Origin of the sequence: Acinetobacter sp. YQ_14 (assembly GCF_043102985.1) — a bacterium.
GTDB classification, from domain to species: domain Bacteria; phylum Pseudomonadota; class Gammaproteobacteria; order Pseudomonadales; family Moraxellaceae; genus Acinetobacter; species Acinetobacter venetianus.
In genome coordinates this window covers 16,579-33,947 of record NZ_JBICJJ010000002.1, presented here as the reverse complement: position 1 = coordinate 33,947, position 17,369 = coordinate 16,579, and the positions used below count along the sequence as shown (strand labels likewise).

The following is a 17,369-nucleotide window of genomic DNA, read 5'->3' as shown; positions in this document are numbered from 1 at the left end:
TCTGTCCATGAGTAACAACCAAATACGTGCTTATGCAGCCATGCAAGCTGGTGAGCAACTGGTTCCTTATCAATTCGATGCAGGTGAATTACAAGCCCATCAAGTTGAAGTTAAAGTTGAATATTGTGGTCTTTGCCATTCCGATATTTCTGTGATCAATAATGACTGGCGCTCGTCGAGTTACCCAGTGATTGCAGGACACGAAATTATCGGAACGATCGTTGCACTCGGTTCTGAAGCAAAAGGACTGAAATTGGGACAACGTGTTGGGATTGGATGGACAGCAGAAACCTGCCAAGCCTGTGATCCATGTATCGGTGGCAATCAAGTCTTATGTACAGGCGAAAGTATTGCCACAATCGTCGGACATGCAGGAGGCTTTGCAGATAAAGTCCGTGCAGGCTGGCAGTGGATCATTCCCCTACCCGATGATTTAGATCCAGAAAGTGCAGGTCCTCTTCTCTGTGGTGGCATTACGGTGTTTGATCCTTTGCTCAAACATAAAATCCAAGCGACGCATCATGTTGCTGTCATCGGCATCGGTGGCTTGGGTCATATGGCAATTAAACTGCTCAAAGCATGGGGCTGTGAGATTACGGCGTTTAGTTCAAACCCTGATAAAACAGATGAACTCAAAGCGATGGGGGCTGACCATGTGGTCAATAGCCGTGATGCTCAAGCCATCAAAGCACAACGAGGTAAATTCGATTTACTGCTCAGTACGGTCAATGTGACGTTGAACTGGCAGGCATATTTAAGTACCTTAGCGCCGAATGGAACATTACATTTTCTAGGTCTTACATTAGAACCTGTGCCTGTATCGGTCGGTGCATTGATCGATGGCGCAAAGTCTGTCACAGGCTCACCGACAGGTTCTCCTTTGGCACTGCGCCAACTGTTGCAATTTGCTGCACGACGCAATATCGCACCGCAAATCGAACTTTACCCAATGTCTCAGCTCAATGACGCGATTGAGCGACTGCATTCAGGACAAGCACGTTATCGTATCGTCCTCAAAGCAGATTTTGATTAATTTAAGCTTTTCCGAACCCAATCCGCCAACTGCTGAAGCGCTTGGCGGATTTCTTCTGTTAAGGCATGTCCTGCATTTAAACGCACAAAATGCTGATAACGTTTATCTTCACCAAACACTTCACCAGGCACGATATTAATCCCTTTTGCTTGAGCTAAATAATAGAGTTCTAAGCCTGAAATTGATTTCGGTAACTGTAACCACAGTGCATATCCCCCTTCAGACTGACTCAAGGCAATTGGCAGCCCTTGGAAAGCTTCTAAGATATAGGCTCGATACTGTTCAACCTGCTGCATCAATTTTGGACGTAAGCGCTCCAAATGCTCGCGATAACCACGGCTATAAATAAAATCTGCCAAACCCAATTGCAACGGTGTATTCACACCAACATTATTTGCCATCAACTGTGGACGTAAATGCTGCAACTGTTGTCCTAAACAAAACCATCCAACGCGATAAGCACTGGATAGCGATTTAGACACCGAGCCACACCAAATCACATAGCCTTGTTGATCCCAATAGCGAATCGGCAATGGTCGTTCTTTTTGAAAACTACATTCTCCATAAATATCATCTTCTAAAATAAAGCATTGGTATTTCTCGGCCAGCTGAGCGATATGCTGCTTTTGTTCATTGCTTAGGCAATAACCCGATGGATTTTGAAAATTAGCGGTGAGTAAGCATAATTTCGCAGCACCCTGTCGCATAAACGATTCCAGTCGCTCAAGATCAATCCCTTGATGATCCGCAGGGATTTCAATAATTTTTCGCTTTAACCCCGCCAACATTTGCAGTTGACCATTAAACGTTGGCGTAGGAATAAGAATGCTATCGCCCTCTTTGGTCATTTGCTGAATCAGCAATGAAAGAGCAGGCATACAACCATTGGTAATAAAAATATCCTCAATCGCCACATAAATCCCATCTTCACGCCAATGATCAGACAGTGCCTGACGCAATTGCATATGCCCTTGCTTATTGCAATATAAGAAATCCTCAGGCTGACAATGCTTGAGCGCACGTTGTAAAGAGCGGCGCAAACCATCCACTGGAATCAGATGTGGTGACAACTGAATCGCACCCAGAGGTGTCAAATGGCTTTGTATCGAAGCGGTCTGAATCTGATTTTGCAGGTCTAAATTTGATACTTGTCTTGGCATTGATTCGAATTGAGGACTATCAGGAATAGCACTTTGATATTGTCGAGGGCTAACAAAATAACCTGATTTTGCTTTGACATAAATTAGCCCTTTTGCCTCCAACAACTCATAGCACTGTTGAGCTGTGCTCAAACTCACCTCTTGCTGACGAGCAAATTCTCTTAGAGAACTCAGCTTTTGTTGAGGCTGAAGCTCATGTTGATAAATCTTATGGGCAAGTTGATCTGCCAATCTTTGATATTGAAAACTCATTTCTGTACTGCTTTTTTATAAATTTCTGTATCTGTATTGGTTTATACAACACCGTTAAGCTATAAAAATCAACTACAGGAGGATAAAGCAATGAAAAATAAAGTCTTATTTATATTATGCAGCCTTGTATTTACTGGATGCCAAATCACTGATCAAAAAACACATCAGCAACAGGAAATATGTAAGACACTTTCTGAAGGGTATCTCAAAACACAAAATCAGCAGACCTATGAGTTTTGGAAATTAGAGCAGATTCCAAACCAAACTGAGCAAAACACATTAAAGCTGATCTATAAAAAGCCAAATGAAAACGGACTGGTTTTAACGGGTTTATTACTGCCAACAGTAGAACTTGAATGCACATTGAAACAACAACATATTGTCGTTTCTGTCGCGCAACCGACAGGGAAAAACCTTCAAGTTTTGGAAGTTATTTTACCTAAGCCAACTAACGACACACCGAGAAACCCTGACTTAGTTGCTCGCTCAGAAACTCAATAAACAACCGCACACGTTTGGGTAAATGCTCTTGTTGATAATAAACAGCATGGATGCTTTGATAAGCGTGCTCAATTTGATCTTCAAACAGCGCAACTAAACGACCTTCTTGTAAATCTTTCCAAATCTCAAACTCAGATAATCGTGCTATCCCTAAGCCTCGTAAGCACAACTGTCTAACCGTTTCACCGCTTGAGGCTTTTATTTTAGACTTCGCGAAAAAGTACTCACCCTCGACTTTTATCGGCCACTGATTCACCCTAACTGGTCGAGAGAAACCGATCACTTCATGTGTCAAAAGTTCTGAAGCTTGTTGAGGCATTCCTTCACGCGCCAAATAGTCAGGGCTTGCCACGATATATATGCGACTTTTGCACAACAGTTTGGCGTGTAAGCTTGAGTCATGTAACTCACCAAACCGAAATGCGACATCCGTTTTATGCTCCAATAGATCAATCACTTGATCATTGCTATTCAACTCAAGTTCAATATTCGGATAACGCTGTTGAAATGCATGCATCAACGGTGCAATCACATGCAGAATAAAAGGGTTGGCAGAATCGATTCGAATTAGTCCAGCTGTATCTTGATCCGATTTTTGTAGTGCTTCTTCAGCAGCATTCAGGTCATTTAATATTTTACGGGCATGATTGAGAAAGTTTTGGCCATCCTGTGTCAATTTCAATTTACGCGTGGTTCTTTCTAATAAAGTTACTTCAAGTTTTGCTTCTAATCGACTCAATGCACGGCTCACCCCAGATGAGGTTTGTTCTAATTTTTCTGCCGCCGCTATAAAAGAACCTGTATCGACAATCGTGATAAACGTCAGTAACTCCTCAATTGTTGATTTCATTCATGCTGTCCATTATTGATATTTAGTCAACTATATTTTGCTAATCCATATATTTTTTAGCAATGATAATCCATGCAAAATTTCGATCATTAGCAAAATATGCTCCGTGGAGCATTTAAAAGATGAGATGAAGAATATGCAAATCCCTCAGTTTGGTTTAGGCACCTATCGTTTAAATGATCAAATCCTCATTAATTCAGTCAAAACTGCGTTAGATGTCGGATATCGCGCTATTGATACAGCACAAATTTATGAAAATGAAGTTGCCGTAGGACAAGCAATCCGTGAAAGTGGCATCGCACGTAAAGACATTTTTTTAACAACGAAAATTTGGATCAATAACTTTTCTGAACAACGCCTCATTCCAAGCTTAAAAGAAAGTTTGCAGAAATTACGTACCGATGCAGTTGATCTGACCTTGATTCATTGGCCCGCGCCATCGCAAGGAACTGATATCACAGAAGTGATGCAATTATTATTAGAAGCTAAACAACAAGGTTTAACTCAACAGATTGGCATCTCAAACTTCAATATTGCCTTGACCCAACAAGCGATTGATAGCATTGGTGTTGAACATATCGCAACCAATCAAATTGAGCTGAGTCCCTATTTGCAGAACCAGCATTTAGTCGATTATCTACGGGAACAAAATATTGATGTAACGTCCTATATGACCCTTGCTTATGGCAAGGTACTCAATGATCCAACCCTACTGGAAATCGCAGCACAGCACCAAGCGACAAGCGCACAAGTCGCTTTAGCATGGGCCTTACAACAAGGTTATGCCGTGATCCCCTCATCCACTAAACGTGAGAATCTAATCAGCAACTTAAAGGCACAAGACTTAAAACTGAGTGCTGAAGAAATGCAAATGATTGCTCAATTAGAACGTAATGGTCGTGAAATTGATCCTTCTGAACTTGCACCAGTATGGGATAAATAAATATGAAGCAACGCATCAATCTTCCTTTGCTCGCATTAGCTATTGGTGCGTTTGCAATTGGAACTACTGAATTTTCACCTATGGGTTTATTACCGAACATTGCCAATGATCTCGGTGTTTCAATTCCTAGTGCTGGGATGCTGATCACGGGATATGCTTTAGGGGTAATGTTGGGTGCTCCCATCATGACCCTATGGTTTGGTGGTTTTGCGCGTCGTAATGCGCTGATTCTATTGATGGCTATTTTTACCATCGGGAACTTGATTGCTGCCTTCTCACCTAACTACATGAGCTTAATGGGGGCTAGATTGATCACTAGCCTCAATCATGGTGCATTCTTTGGGATTGGTTCAGTTGTTGCTGCTAGTGTCGTTCCTGCCAATAAACAAGCCAGTGCCGTCGCGATGATGTTTATGGGGCTTACGATTGCCAATATTGGTGGAGTGCCTTTGGCAACTTGGGTCGGGCAAAACATTGGCTGGCGAATGTCTTTCCTTGCTATCTCAGCACTCGGTGTGATTACCATGTTCGCACTGTGGAAAGCACTTCCTGTTGGCTCTGTAGGCCAAAAACCGAATGTAAAAATGGAACTTCGCGTGCTTACTCGTCTACCTGTGATCTTGGCATTACTTACGACGGTGTTTGGTGCATCGGCAATGTTTACGCTTTACACCTATATCGCACCAAGTTTGGTTGAATTTACGCATGCTTCACCGACTTTTATTACCATGATGCTCGTGCTCATCGGGATTGGGTTCTCTATTGGCAATCATTTTGGAGGAAAATTTGCTGACTTATCACTCAATAAAACCCTGATTGGTTCCTTGCTGCTATTGATCGTGCTGATGCTGATTTTTCCATTGCTAGCACAAACACAAGTCGGTGCTGCTTTAGGACTCATCCTATGGGGTGCGGCAGCGTTTGCAATCGTGCCTCCACTGCAAATGCGCGTGATGTCGGTGGCACACGAAGCCTCTGGCCTTGCTTCTTCCGTGAATATTGGTGCCTTTAACTTGGGCAATGCGATTGGCGCAGCAGCGGGTGGTGCGGTACTCAGTCTGGGGCTAAGTTATGCCGCAGTGTCGATGATTGGTGCTTTACTCGCAGGGATCGGCTTAATCCTAGTTTTTATTCAGATTAAATTATCTCAACAAGAAAGTACTGATTATCAGCAATGCCCTCAAATTTAACTGAAAAAAATGCCTGATTTGAATCAGGCATTTTTTTATTTTAAAACATCGGGCAACTTCGGTTGCGCATACAATGGATTATAAATTTCTTTCTTCATCTTCATCAGCATTTGATAGGGTTGCTGTTGCACAAACATATTCACAAAACTCAAAGGAATCGCACCTGCTGGATCAGCATAACCTGTGGTTGTCACCTTGACTTTATTATTGGCAAGTTTTTGGAATGTCCAATCCCCCGCATATTTGGTTAAACGGATAATATCAGGCTGTTCAGGATAATTATTTTGCACAGCATTATTTTTAATACTAATACTGCCATCGGCATTCTTAGTCATTTTCCCCTTAATCACGACATCACGATCTTTCAGAGGAAATGGAAAATCAAGCACCATATAAAGTGTAAACTCCCCTTTCTTCTCATCTCGAGAAAGCAGCTGTGCTTTTCCAACATAAGGTACCCATTGAGGTGTCCGTTCAACATCAAGAACCACAGCAACTGCACGCTCTAATGGCACATCAAATGTGGTTTCTGCTTTATATTGGAAAACAGGATTATTTTCAGTCTGGTACGTCCAAACCTTAATATTATTACGATGTAAACTCAGTTTTGGGGCTTCGGCAGCAGTTACGACAAAGCTCGTCAGACTGATCAGCGTAGCAAGAACAATATGCTTTTTATTCATGTCATGCTCGATTGTTTTAATGATGAAGAGAGCTTGTTTTCACTTAGAACGATCCAGTAAAAAGCTCGACAAGCTCTTTTTATAGTGCAAAAAAGGAACTTTTTATACTTGAATATCGTTAAAGCCTAAAACATCTTTCATATCGTATTTACGAGCTTCACGTCCTACCACCCATGCTGCTGCGCGCACTGCACCCGCAGCGAAGTTCATACGATTCGTCGCTTTATGTGTCACTTCAACGCGCTCGCCTTCACCAATAAACATCACGGTATGTTCACCCACGATGTCACCACCACGAATCGTTTCAAAACCAATGGTTTGACGGTCACGAGGCCCTGTATAACCTTCACGACCATATACAGCGACTTCTTTCAAATTGCGACCAAGTGTATCTGCAATTGCTTCACCCATCATGAATGCCGTACCAGATGGAGCATCTACTTTATGGCGATGATGTGCTTCAATGATTTCAATATCAACTGTATCGCCAAACACTTTCGCTGCTAGTTCTAGTAATTTAATTGAAACGTTCACACCGACTGAGTAGTTTGCTGCATAAACCACAGGTGTTTGTGTCGCAGAATCATCTAAAAATGCTTTTTGCTCATCTGACATCCCTGTGGTGCCAATCACCATCGCAACGCCAGCTTCACGGCACAGTTTCAGATGCTGCTCTGTCGCGACAGGTGCCGTGAAATCAATCACCACATCACAGTCTTTTAAAACTTCACTCAAACTTCCCACAACCTTCACGCCAAGGCTGCCTACACCAGCAAGTTCCCCTGCATCTGCACCCACCAAGCTACTTTCAGGACGCTCAACTGCTGCCGCAAGCTGATAACCCGCCTGTTGTACGGCTTGAATCAAAATACGCCCCATGCGTCCGCCTGCACCCAAGATCCCAATGCGTGGAGAAGTTGACATAATATTTCCCAGTCTTTTATTTAAACAATCCAGCTACTATAGCAAAACTCTGTCGCTCCGCTAAAAAATTTCCCACAAAAAAACCTGCCGAAGCAGGTTTTTTTGTTGATGCAAATTAATCGAATAAGCGATCAAAGAATGATTTTTTCTTTGGAGATGAGGCATGACCATCACCATCAAAAGAAGCTTGTAATTCTTTCAGCAATTCACGTTGGCGACTATTTAAATTCACTGGAGTTTCTACCACGATACGGCACAGTAGGTCGCCGACCATGCTGCTACGTACTGGACGAACACCCTTACCACGCAAGCGGAACAGTTTGCCTGTTTGCGTGCCTTCAGGAATTTTCAAGCTCACGCGCCCTTCTAGGGTCGGGATTTCAATTTCTTTTCCTAATGCAGCATCGGCAATGCTCACAGGAACATCCATATATAAATCAGCGCCATCACGTTGGAAGATTTCGTGTTCACGAACAACAACTTCTACGTATAAATCACCTGATTGACCATCACGAATCGCTTCACCTTTGCCCGTTAAACGTACGCGATCACCATTATCTACACCTGCAGGAATGGTAACTTCAAGCGTTTGCTGACGGTCTGATACACCAGATCCATGACAGGTATTACAAGGATTTTTAATAATCTTGCCCTGACCACGACAGGTACTACACGTCTGCTGAACAGAGAAGAAACCTTGTTGCATGCGCACTTGGCCAGCACCGTGACAAGTACGGCAAGTTTCTACATCATTTGGATTTTTAGATCCTTTACCATCACAGGTTTCACATGGCGCTGGCGCAGTGAAAGTAATGGTTTTTTTCACGCCTTTGACTGCTTCTTCAAGCGTCAATTCCATCACGTAACGAAGGTCTGAACCACGGCGCTGACGTTGTTGCTGACGACCACCGCCACCAAACGCACCACCAAAGATATCACCGAACTGGCTGAAAATATCTTCAGCGCTAAAACCGCCACCGAAGCCACCACCGCCAAAGCCACCTTCAAAAGCGCTATGGCCTGCACGGTCATACATACTACGCTTTTCACTATCTGAAAGAACTTCGTACGCTTCAGACGCTTCTTTAAACTTGTCTTCAGCTTCAGCGTTGTCAGGGTTGCGGTCAGGGTGATACTTCATCGCCAACTTACGATAGGCTTTTTTGATCTCATCATCACCTGCGGTTTTCGATACGCCTAAAACCTCATAATAATCACGTTTAGCCATGGTTGGCGATGCTCCTCACGGAATTTATTAAATCTATACAAACAAATAAGCTCTGCTGACTTTTTATTTCTAAAGTCAACAGAGCCTTAATAGGGGCTGTATGATAAATTTACAAGGTCTATCGCAATAAAAAAGCAATAAATTTAAAAAACTGCTTTATTTTTAAAGTATTTAGCAATGCCTTGAATCCAAGCATTCAATAAAAATAACCATGCAATTGAACTAAATACCACACCAGCAACCGTCATTGCGGTCACCCAAGTTGCGCTATCCCATGAAAAAAAGAATAGAGGAATAAACCAAAGGGCGGCAAAAAATGCCATCAAGATAAATAGCAGCACATTACGCATAATCCAGAGTGCATGCGCATGTATCCATACCTCTGCATTATCCACAATCGCAACTTTGCGTGCTAACAGGTATGCAAACGCTGCAAACACTATTGTAAATAATGCAAGAAACATGAACACGTAAGAAATCGCCACATAGCGGCGATGCTGCTCAATATTGTCTTGCCCCATGCTCTATATCACCTCATCCAATGCATTTTGCCAAATTTGTCATGCAATGAAATTCAATTATTTTTTGGTCTGTAAATATAGGTGCTACTATATTGAAATTTTCAATATTTCGCACCTTTATTCACAAAATAATTACGATAGATATGTTGTTTTTTTCACCTTAAACCAAGCTGCATAGAGCGCAGGTAGGAAAAATAAGGTTAATAAGGTCGCAACTATCAAACCGCCCATAATTGCAACAGCCATTGGACCAAAGAAAATACTGCGTGATAACGGAATCATCGCCAAAACAGCAGCCAATGCAGTAAGAACAATTGGACGGAATCGGCGCATGGTTGCATCAATCACCGCATCCCAAGGCGCTTGCCCAGCATGTATATCTTGTTCGATCTGATCGATGAGAATCAGCGAGTTCCGCATAATCATGCCAGACAAGGCAATCGTTCCAAGCATTGCGACGAAACCAAAGGGTTTATTGAATAATAACAAAAACGCCACGACACCAATTAAACCAAGTGGTGCTGTCAGCAACACGATGGTTGCACGCGACATACTGCGCAATTGGATCATCAATAAAGTCATCACCACCGCAAGGAATAAAGGCATCCCCGCATTGACTGAACTTTGTCCTTTCGCAGACTCCTCAACTGTACCGCCAACTTCAAGTAGATAACCATTCGGTAAGTCAGTTCGTAAAGCCTGCATTTGATCAGCCAACTGTTGAACAACCGTTGCAGGTTGTAAATGCGTACGAATATCTGCTCGGACAGTAATCGTTGGCAAGCGATTACGATGCCAGATTAAGCCTTCTTCAAAACGTGATTCGATTTTTGCGATTTGCGCTAATGGAACTGTCGTACCTTGAGTCGTTGGAACAGCTAAACTGGCTAGAGAGGCAACTTCAGCACGTTCCGTTTTATCACCACGTAGACGAATTTCAATCAACTCACGTTTTTCACGGTATTGATTCATCACCGTACCCGTGACTGAGGCATTTAAGAAATTTGCCAAATCAGCGCTAGAAACACCCATCTGACGTGCACGATCTTGATCGATCTCAATCGCAATAATCTTACTTGGCTCACCCCAATCCAAATGTACATTGGTGGTGTTTGGATCTTCACTCAATACTTTGGCCACTTTTTGTGCCCATTGACGTACTGTCGCTAAATCCTCACCCGAAATTCGATACTGCAATGGATAACCGACAGGTGGACCATTTTCGAGCAATGACACACGCGTGCGCACTTGTGGCAAGAGCTGCTTAATTTGCGTTTCTAAAGAGCGACGAATTTCATCACGATCATCTAAAGATGATGCCAATACTACAAACTGAGCAAAGCTCGCCTGAGGTAACTGTTGATCCAAAGGTAAGTAGAATCGTGGTGAACCTGTCCCTACATAAGCCACATAGTTATCAATCCCTTTCTGCTTAGAAAGGAATTTTTCGACTTTATGAACGGCTTGCTCGGTTGCCGTCAACGATGCGCCTTCCTCTAGTTTCAAGTCCACTAAAATTTCGGCACGGTTGGATGGCGGGAAAAATTGTTGTGGCACAAACTTAAACATCGCCACAGAAAATATGAAGATCCCAACCGTTACTGCTATCACCGTCTTACGATAAGTGATACATACTTCAACCACACGGCGGAACGATTGATAAAACTTCGATTGATAAGGGTCATGGTGTTGGCCATGTGCCTCAACCACAGGCGCAGGCTGCTTACGTAATTTCGCCCATAGACGTAAATACCATGCGGCTTGTTGCTGTTGTTTAGTGAAGTCAGGCAACAGCTTTTCACCAAGATAGGGAACAAACAAAACTGCGGCAATCCACGATACGATCAGCGCAATCGTCACCACTTGGAAAATAGAACGGGTATATTCTCCCGTTCCAGATTGCGCAGTGGCGATAGGCAAGAAACCTGCAGCAGTAATCAGTGTTCCTGTCAGCATTGGGAAAGCAGTCGTTTGCCATGCAAAACCAGCAGCTTTGAGCCGACTATAGCCCTGCTCCATTTTGATTGCCATCATCTCGACCGCGATAATGGCGTCATCGACCAGCAGACCCAAAGCGAGAATCAAAGCGCCTAAAGAAATTTTATGTAGTCCGACATCAAATAAATTCATGCCTGCAAAGGTCATCGCAAGCACCAGTGGAATGGATAGTGCCACCACTAAGCCTGTGCGAAAACCCAGTGAGAAGAAACTCACTAGCAGCACGATAATGACTGCTTCAGCCAATACCTTTAAAAACTCATGAATACTACGTTGTACCGCAACGGGCTGATCAGAAACTTTTTGCAGCTTCATACCTAAAGGTAAAGTCTTTTGCAATTGGGTAAATTCAGCTTCGAGATTTTTACCCAAAGCAATAATGTCACCACCTTTACGCATCGATACCGCAATACCAATCCCGTTCTCGCCCATAAAACGCATACGAGGTTGCGCAGGTTCACTAAAGCCACGGTAAATCTCAGCGACATCCCCCAACTGAATGGTTTTATCACCCACCAACAATGGTAGTTTTTTCAGATCATCAACACTATGTAAATGTCCACTGACCCGAATTTGAATACGATCTGTACCCGTTTCAAAGAAACCCGCAGATGCCATATCATTTTGCTTTTGAATCGCTTCTTGAATGGCAGTGACAGGGACACCGAGCTGAACCGCTTTGGTGTTGGAAAGTTCAATCCAGATTTTTTGATCTTGTAAGCCAACGAGATTGACCTTGCTCACGTCTTTAACACGCTGCAATTGCAGTTGTAGACGATCGGCATATTCTTTCATTACCGCATAGTCAAAATCCTTGCCCGTGAGGACATAGATATTGCCGAAGGTATCGCCAAATTCGTCATTGAAAAATGGGCCTTGTACACCACTCGGCAACTGATGACGAATGTCATTGACCTTCTTACGGACGTTGTACCAAACATCAGGAATTTTGCTTGATGGTAGCGAATCCTTAGCAACGAAAGTCACCAAAGATTCACCAGGGCGAGAATACGCCATGATGCGGTCATACTGGCCCGTGGTCATCAATTCTTTTTCGATGCGATCAGTCACCAGCGTGGAAACTTCTTTCGCGGTTGCTCCCGGCCAATAGGTTTGGACGACCATGACTTTAAAGGTAAATGGTGGATCTTCGCTTTGTGAGAGTTTCGAATAGGACATGATCCCTACAATGCCAAGTAACAGCATAAAATAGAGAATAATGCCCTTATTCTTAAGTGCCCATTCTGACAGGTTAAATTTCATGTTTAACCTCCCGTTTTTACCGTGACTTCACGATTATCACGATCTACAGGATGAATCTTTTGCTGATCGCGAAGTAAATGTACGCCACCGACCACAACCCAATCATTTGCTTTTAAACCTGAAATGATCGGCACACTATCACGTCCATATGCCCCCAAGTTCACAGCCACTTTACGTAAGGTGTTATTCGCATTCACAACCCAGACATAGGCATCTTGACCATTGGCAGTGACGCTAGACAAAGGCACGCTCAGTACGTTGTTTTGTTGCGTGACAAAGAAGACGCGAGCGCTCTGCCCGAGTTGGATCGAAGACTGCCCTTCCAACAACGAGACTTTCACCGTAAATGTTCTGGACTGATCTGCTGCGGGTGAAACCTCACGAACTTTAGCAGCAAAACGTGCTTCAGGTTGTGACCATAGCGTGACCCAAGCCGACTGACCGACTTTAATTTGGCTGACTGCTTGTTCTGGTACACCAAATACCACCTCACGCTCACCATCAATAGCCAGTTGATAGGCTGGCTGTCCAGCAGAGACGACTTGTCCGATTTCAATTTGCCGTTGAGTAATCACACCATTTTTATTGGAAATAAGTTGGTTATAACCTGTTTGGTTTGAAGACACCTCATAATTCGAGCGCGCTTGTTGCAAAGTTGCTTGCGCTGATTCGTACTGATTTTTGATCGCATCAAATTGCGAACGGCTCACCGCATTGACTGGAAGTAATTGCTGATAACGTTGATATTCCTGCGCTGCAATTTTTGCTGCGGCTTGCGCACTATCTAGTTGCGCTTTTGCAGCATTCATTTGCAGTTGTGCATCTTTAACATCTAACTTTGCCAAGACTTGCCCAACTTTAACGCGATCACCCACATCAACATAACGTTCCGTAATTTGTCCCCCGACACGGAATGCCAAAGCCGTTTCTTGCCTCGCCTGCACATCGCCAGCATAGCTCTTTTGATCAACATGCGTGCTACTCGGTTGCGTCACCATGACATACGGAATTTCCTCAGTCTTGGGAACCTCTTTTTGGCATGCGGATAAAGTGACACTGCTGAGTACGAGCAACCCCACAATTACATGATTTAGCAGATTCATCTCTTTTTCGCTCTTATTCAGATTGATTTTTTAAGGCACAATATGAATATCATGATAGATTGTTTATTTTTTAATTAATATACCCATGAGTACATTAATTGGAAATTAAAGTTATTTAATTGATTTTTAATTTAATTAAAAGAGAATGTCAGCGTGCAAAACAACAGTGGTCGCCCAAAAGATTTAGAGAAAAGAGCCAAAATCCTACAGGCTGCAAAATCTATTTTCTTAAAAATGGGTTATCACGCCACCAATATGAATCAAATTGCCAAAGACGCGGGCGTGACTAAACTGACGGTTTATAACCATTTCCAAGACAAAGCCAATCTGTTTATTTGTGCGATTGAAGAAAGTTGTGAGGAATCCATTTGTGCCAAAGAAATTGTCTTAACAGCGGAAAGTAATTTTGAACAGGCGCTGTATGTGATGTGTCACCGTGCACTCAGTATTATTTATCTTCCTGAAGCGCTGAAACTTGATCGTGTCCTGTTTGAACTCGCCGCGGAACAGAGTCCGCTGACCCAACAGTTTTTTGATGCATCGCATACACGGATGAGTAATGTTTGGTGTGATTTTTTCCGACAAGCCATCCACTTGAACTTTATCCAAGCAGATGATCCCCTCAAGCAATCAGAAATGATTGTATCCTTAATGCTGGGCTTACGTCACTATCGGGTGTTGTTAGGTTTAGACACTGTACCAACCGCAATTGAAATCGATCAGATGATTCAACAAGCAGTTGAGCTATTTTTGCTTAAATATCAAACTAAAATTTAAATAAATTTCACATTTATTTACGTTCTCCACTTGGAATGTCTCTCAATCGCGCTATAGTCAAATGAGAACATCAGGAGAAATAGAATGATTCAGCAAATCACGGCTCCATTACGTGAAGATGTCCGCTTATTGGGCAATTTACTTGGTGAAACCTTAAAGCAACATGCTGGGCAAGATTTGTTTAATCAAATTGAGCAAATCCGTGCACTCGCCAAAGGCGCACGAGACGGTCAAATCGAAGCAGAAAAACAATTAGAACAACTTTTCCTTGGCTTAAAAGATGAAGAGATTTTGCCTCTCACCCGTGCTTTCTCTCATTTTCTCAACTTCGCCAATATCGCAGAGCAATATCATGTGGTTCGTAGCCGTCGTCAGGCTGAGTTTGATGAACAAGCACCAAGCCCGAATCCATTACCGCACTTATTTGAAAAATTCAAAACCCAACAAATCAATGAACAACAACTGTTTCAACAGCTCTGTGATCTCAAAATCGAGCTAGTACTCACTGCTCACCCAACCGAAGTCAGTCGTCGTACCTTAATCCAAAAATATGATGATATTACCGATTGCCTGTCTCAGCTTGATCAGCAAAAGTTGACCCCACGAGAACGCCAACAAACCCTTGCGACATTGAAGCAATTAATTAGTTCGGCATGGCAAACAGATGAAATTCGTCAACATCGCCCAACGCCAGTGGATGAAGCTAAATGGGGTTTTGCAACCATTGAGCAGACCTTATGGAATGCAGTTCCCAAATTCGTTCGTGAACTCAATGAGCTTACACAACAACATTGTGAGCAAAGCTTACCGCTGACAGTTGCACCGATTCGCTTTGCTTCTTGGATGGGCGGTGACCGCGACGGTAATCCAAATGTCACCCATAAAATCACGCAAGAAGTATTATGGCTGTCTCGTTGGCAAGCAGCGGACTTATATTTACGTGATATTGAAAACTTACGCTGGGAACTGTCGATTCAGCATTGTTCTGAAGAACTCGCGCAAGCACTAGGTGAGCCACACCCTGAACCGTATCGTGAATATTTGCGTGAAACACGTGAACGTTTAAAAGCAACTCGTTATTGCTTAGGGCAACGTTTACAAGGTCTAGAAGCAGATGATCGAAATATCATTCGTCATAAAGATGAATTGTTACAACCATTATTGCTGTGCTATCGCTCTTTGGTTGACAGTAATTTAGCCGAAATTGCCAATGGTCAATTGTTAGATTTCATCTATCGGGTGAATTGTTTTGGGATTGAACTACTCAAACTCGATATTCGTCAGGAATCTGGGCGACATCGCCAAGCCATTTCAGCGATTACGGAGTATTTAGGTCTCGGCAATTTCGAATCTTGGACTGAGCAAGCGCGTCAAAATTTCCTGATCCAAGAATTACAAAGTAAGCGTCCACTGCTGCCAAAATATTTAAATGAGCCTGAAGGTAGCCTGATTCAGCATCCTGATGTATTGGAAGTATTTGCAACAATGCGAACTTTAGCGGAACAACCGCCTGAAAGTTTGGGTGCATATATCATTTCTATGGCTGAATATCCAAGTGATGTCCTTGCTGTTCTGTTATTGCAAAAAGAAGCAGGGATTCAGCAACCATTACGTGTCGTTCCACTCTTTGAAACGCTTAAAGATTTAGACGGCGCAGCAAAAACCATGGATACGCTGTTTAGTATGCATTGGTATAAGCAACATATTCATGCAAAACATGAGGTCATGATTGGTTACTCGGACTCAGCCAAAGATGCAGGCTTTATGTCAGCAAATTGGGCACAGTATCGCGCCCAAGAAGAACTCACGGCGATCGCTCAAAAGCATGGTGTGCAACTGACGTTATTCCATGGTCGTGGCGGTTCGATTAGTCGCGGCGGCGCGCCGACACAACAAGCTTTGTTCTCTCAACCACCTGGATCGATTTCAGGTGCGATTCGCGTCACTGAACAAGGTGAGATGATTCGATTTAAATTCGGACTAGAAGGCATCGCCTTACAGAACTTAGAAATCTATACTGCTGCAACATTAGAAGCGACACTCTTACCGCCACCTGTACCGAAACAAGAATGGTGTGCATTGATGAATCAAATGACTGATTTATCAGTAAAAGTCTATCGCCAGACTGTTCGTGAAAACCCTCATTTCGTGAGCTATCTGCGTACAGTCACGCCTGAGCTTGAGTTGCAAATGCTGCCACTCGGCTCACGTCCTGCCAAACGTAAAGTCAGTGGTGGCATTGAGTCATTGCGTGCCATCCCTTGGGTGTTTGCATGGACGCAAATTCGCCTCATGCTCCCTGCTTGGCTTGGAACAGGCACAGCAATCAATCAAGTCCATGAGCAGCACAAAAACACGCTAGATGAAATGTTAGAACAATGGCCTTATTTCCAAACCCTGATTGATATGTTGGAAATGGTGTTGTCTAAATCTGATGCGGATATTGCCTTATATTATGAAGCTCATCTCACCCAAGATGAAGAATTAAAAGCATTGGGCATTGAGCTACGTCAACGTCTACAAAATGCGGTGGATACGCTACTCAGTCTCAAAGGTGAATCTAAGCTACTCAGTAATAATGAGGTACTTGATCAATCGATGCAGGTGCGCAAACCTTATCTGTTGCCATTACATCTATTACAGGCAGAATTGATGAAGCGTCGTCGTTTGTATTTAAGTACTCATCAATCTGAACACACCCCTATTGATCATGCGCTTATGGTCAGTATTGCAGGGATTGCAGCAGGTTTACGTAATACAGGTTAAATGTCTTTTTGAATGAGTCATCAGCAGAAATGATGCCTGTTGATGACTCGATTGGCAAAATATTCCACTTTTATAAAAATTTTTAGAATTTTTTTAAAATTTATTTTCTCAAGTTGTTATTTCACTTTTCGTATGATCGACACAAAATAAATAATAAATCCGATAAGTTATTTTAAT

14 protein-coding genes are annotated in these 17,369 nt (G+C 42.9%); 6 read left to right on the top strand and 8 right to left on the bottom strand.

Features of this window, described 5'->3' with window-relative positions; translation table 11 throughout:
- Nucleotides 1-7 precede the first annotated feature (7 nt).
- A complete protein-coding gene (locus ACF8D3_RS00150) occupies nucleotides 8-1,033 on the top strand; it encodes an NAD(P)-dependent alcohol dehydrogenase (protein WP_004878190.1) in 1,026 nt (341 codons plus the stop codon).
- On the opposite strand, the gene ACF8D3_RS00145 is transcribed toward ACF8D3_RS00150, so the two are convergent.
- A complete protein-coding gene (locus ACF8D3_RS00145; protein WP_392469470.1) occupies nucleotides 1,030-2,445 on the bottom strand; it encodes a PLP-dependent aminotransferase family protein in 1,416 nt (471 codons plus the stop codon). The genes ACF8D3_RS00150 and ACF8D3_RS00145 overlap by 4 nt on opposite strands.
- 90 nt (nucleotides 2,446-2,535) lie before the next feature.
- Between ACF8D3_RS00145 and ACF8D3_RS00140 the strand changes: the two genes are divergently transcribed.
- A complete protein-coding gene (locus tag ACF8D3_RS00140; protein ID WP_061524391.1) occupies nucleotides 2,536-2,946 on the top strand; it encodes a hypothetical protein in 411 nt (136 codons plus the stop codon).
- Here ACF8D3_RS00140 and ACF8D3_RS00135 read toward each other — a convergent pair.
- Nucleotides 2,894-3,796, bottom strand: a complete 903-nt coding sequence (locus ACF8D3_RS00135; RefSeq protein ID WP_392469468.1) for a LysR family transcriptional regulator — start codon at nucleotides 3,794-3,796, stop codon at nucleotides 2,894-2,896. The two genes, ACF8D3_RS00140 and ACF8D3_RS00135, sit on opposite strands and share 53 nt — an antisense overlap.
- 136 nt (nucleotides 3,797-3,932) lie before the next feature.
- On the opposite strand from ACF8D3_RS00135, the gene dkgB reads away from it, so the two are divergent.
- Together dkgB and ACF8D3_RS00125 are read left to right on the top strand one after the other, a co-directional pair.
- On the top strand, nucleotides 3,933-4,739 hold the full coding sequence (dkgB, locus tag ACF8D3_RS00130) for a 2,5-didehydrogluconate reductase DkgB (RefSeq protein ID WP_392469466.1): 807 nt from the start codon (nucleotides 3,933-3,935) through the stop codon (nucleotides 4,737-4,739).
- Between the two features lie 2 nt (nucleotides 4,740-4,741).
- Complete coding sequence (locus ACF8D3_RS00125; RefSeq protein WP_136456903.1) at nucleotides 4,742-5,929, top strand: MFS transporter; 1,188 nt, start codon at nucleotides 4,742-4,744, stop codon at nucleotides 5,927-5,929.
- 35 nt (nucleotides 5,930-5,964) lie between these two features.
- Here the strand turns inward: ACF8D3_RS00125 and ACF8D3_RS00120 are convergent, their stop codons facing one another.
- The 6 genes from ACF8D3_RS00120 to ACF8D3_RS00095 form a co-directional block, all read right to left on the bottom strand.
- The gene (locus tag ACF8D3_RS00120) at nucleotides 5,965-6,612 is read right to left on the bottom strand and encodes an START domain-containing protein (protein WP_392469464.1); all 648 of its coding nucleotides are present in this window, start codon (nucleotides 6,610-6,612) and stop codon (nucleotides 5,965-5,967) included.
- A 102-nt stretch (nucleotides 6,613-6,714) separates the two neighbouring features.
- On the bottom strand, nucleotides 6,715-7,536 hold the full coding sequence (dapB, locus tag ACF8D3_RS00115; RefSeq protein WP_023012746.1) for a 4-hydroxy-tetrahydrodipicolinate reductase: 822 nt from the start codon (nucleotides 7,534-7,536) through the stop codon (nucleotides 6,715-6,717).
- A 115-nt stretch (nucleotides 7,537-7,651) separates the two neighbouring features.
- Nucleotides 7,652-8,764, bottom strand: coding sequence for a molecular chaperone DnaJ (dnaJ, locus tag ACF8D3_RS00110; RefSeq protein ID WP_007479798.1), 1,113 nt, complete (start codon nucleotides 8,762-8,764; stop codon nucleotides 7,652-7,654).
- Nucleotides 8,765-8,907: 143 nt separating this feature from the next.
- A complete protein-coding gene (locus ACF8D3_RS00105; protein WP_061397155.1) occupies nucleotides 8,908-9,285 on the bottom strand; it encodes a hypothetical protein in 378 nt (125 codons plus the stop codon).
- A gap of 132 nt (nucleotides 9,286-9,417) precedes the next feature.
- Nucleotides 9,418-12,546, bottom strand: a complete 3,129-nt coding sequence (locus tag ACF8D3_RS00100; protein WP_392469461.1) for an efflux RND transporter permease subunit — start codon at nucleotides 12,544-12,546, stop codon at nucleotides 9,418-9,420.
- A gap of 2 nt (nucleotides 12,547-12,548) precedes the next feature.
- Nucleotides 12,549-13,649 (bottom strand): efflux RND transporter periplasmic adaptor subunit, encoded by a 1,101-nt coding sequence (locus ACF8D3_RS00095; protein ID WP_026094225.1) that lies wholly within the window; start codon nucleotides 13,647-13,649, stop codon nucleotides 12,549-12,551.
- 153 nt (nucleotides 13,650-13,802) lie between these two features.
- Between ACF8D3_RS00095 and ACF8D3_RS00090 the strand changes: the two genes are divergently transcribed.
- Both ACF8D3_RS00090 and ppc read left to right on the top strand, forming a co-directional pair.
- On the top strand, nucleotides 13,803-14,426 hold the full coding sequence (locus ACF8D3_RS00090) for a TetR/AcrR family transcriptional regulator (protein WP_392469459.1): 624 nt from the start codon (nucleotides 13,803-13,805) through the stop codon (nucleotides 14,424-14,426).
- Between the two features lie 84 nt (nucleotides 14,427-14,510).
- Nucleotides 14,511-17,192: a phosphoenolpyruvate carboxylase gene (gene ppc, locus ACF8D3_RS00085; protein WP_392469458.1), complete on the top strand. Its 2,682-nt coding sequence runs from the start codon at nucleotides 14,511-14,513 to the stop codon at nucleotides 17,190-17,192.
- Nucleotides 17,193-17,369 lie beyond the last annotated feature (177 nt).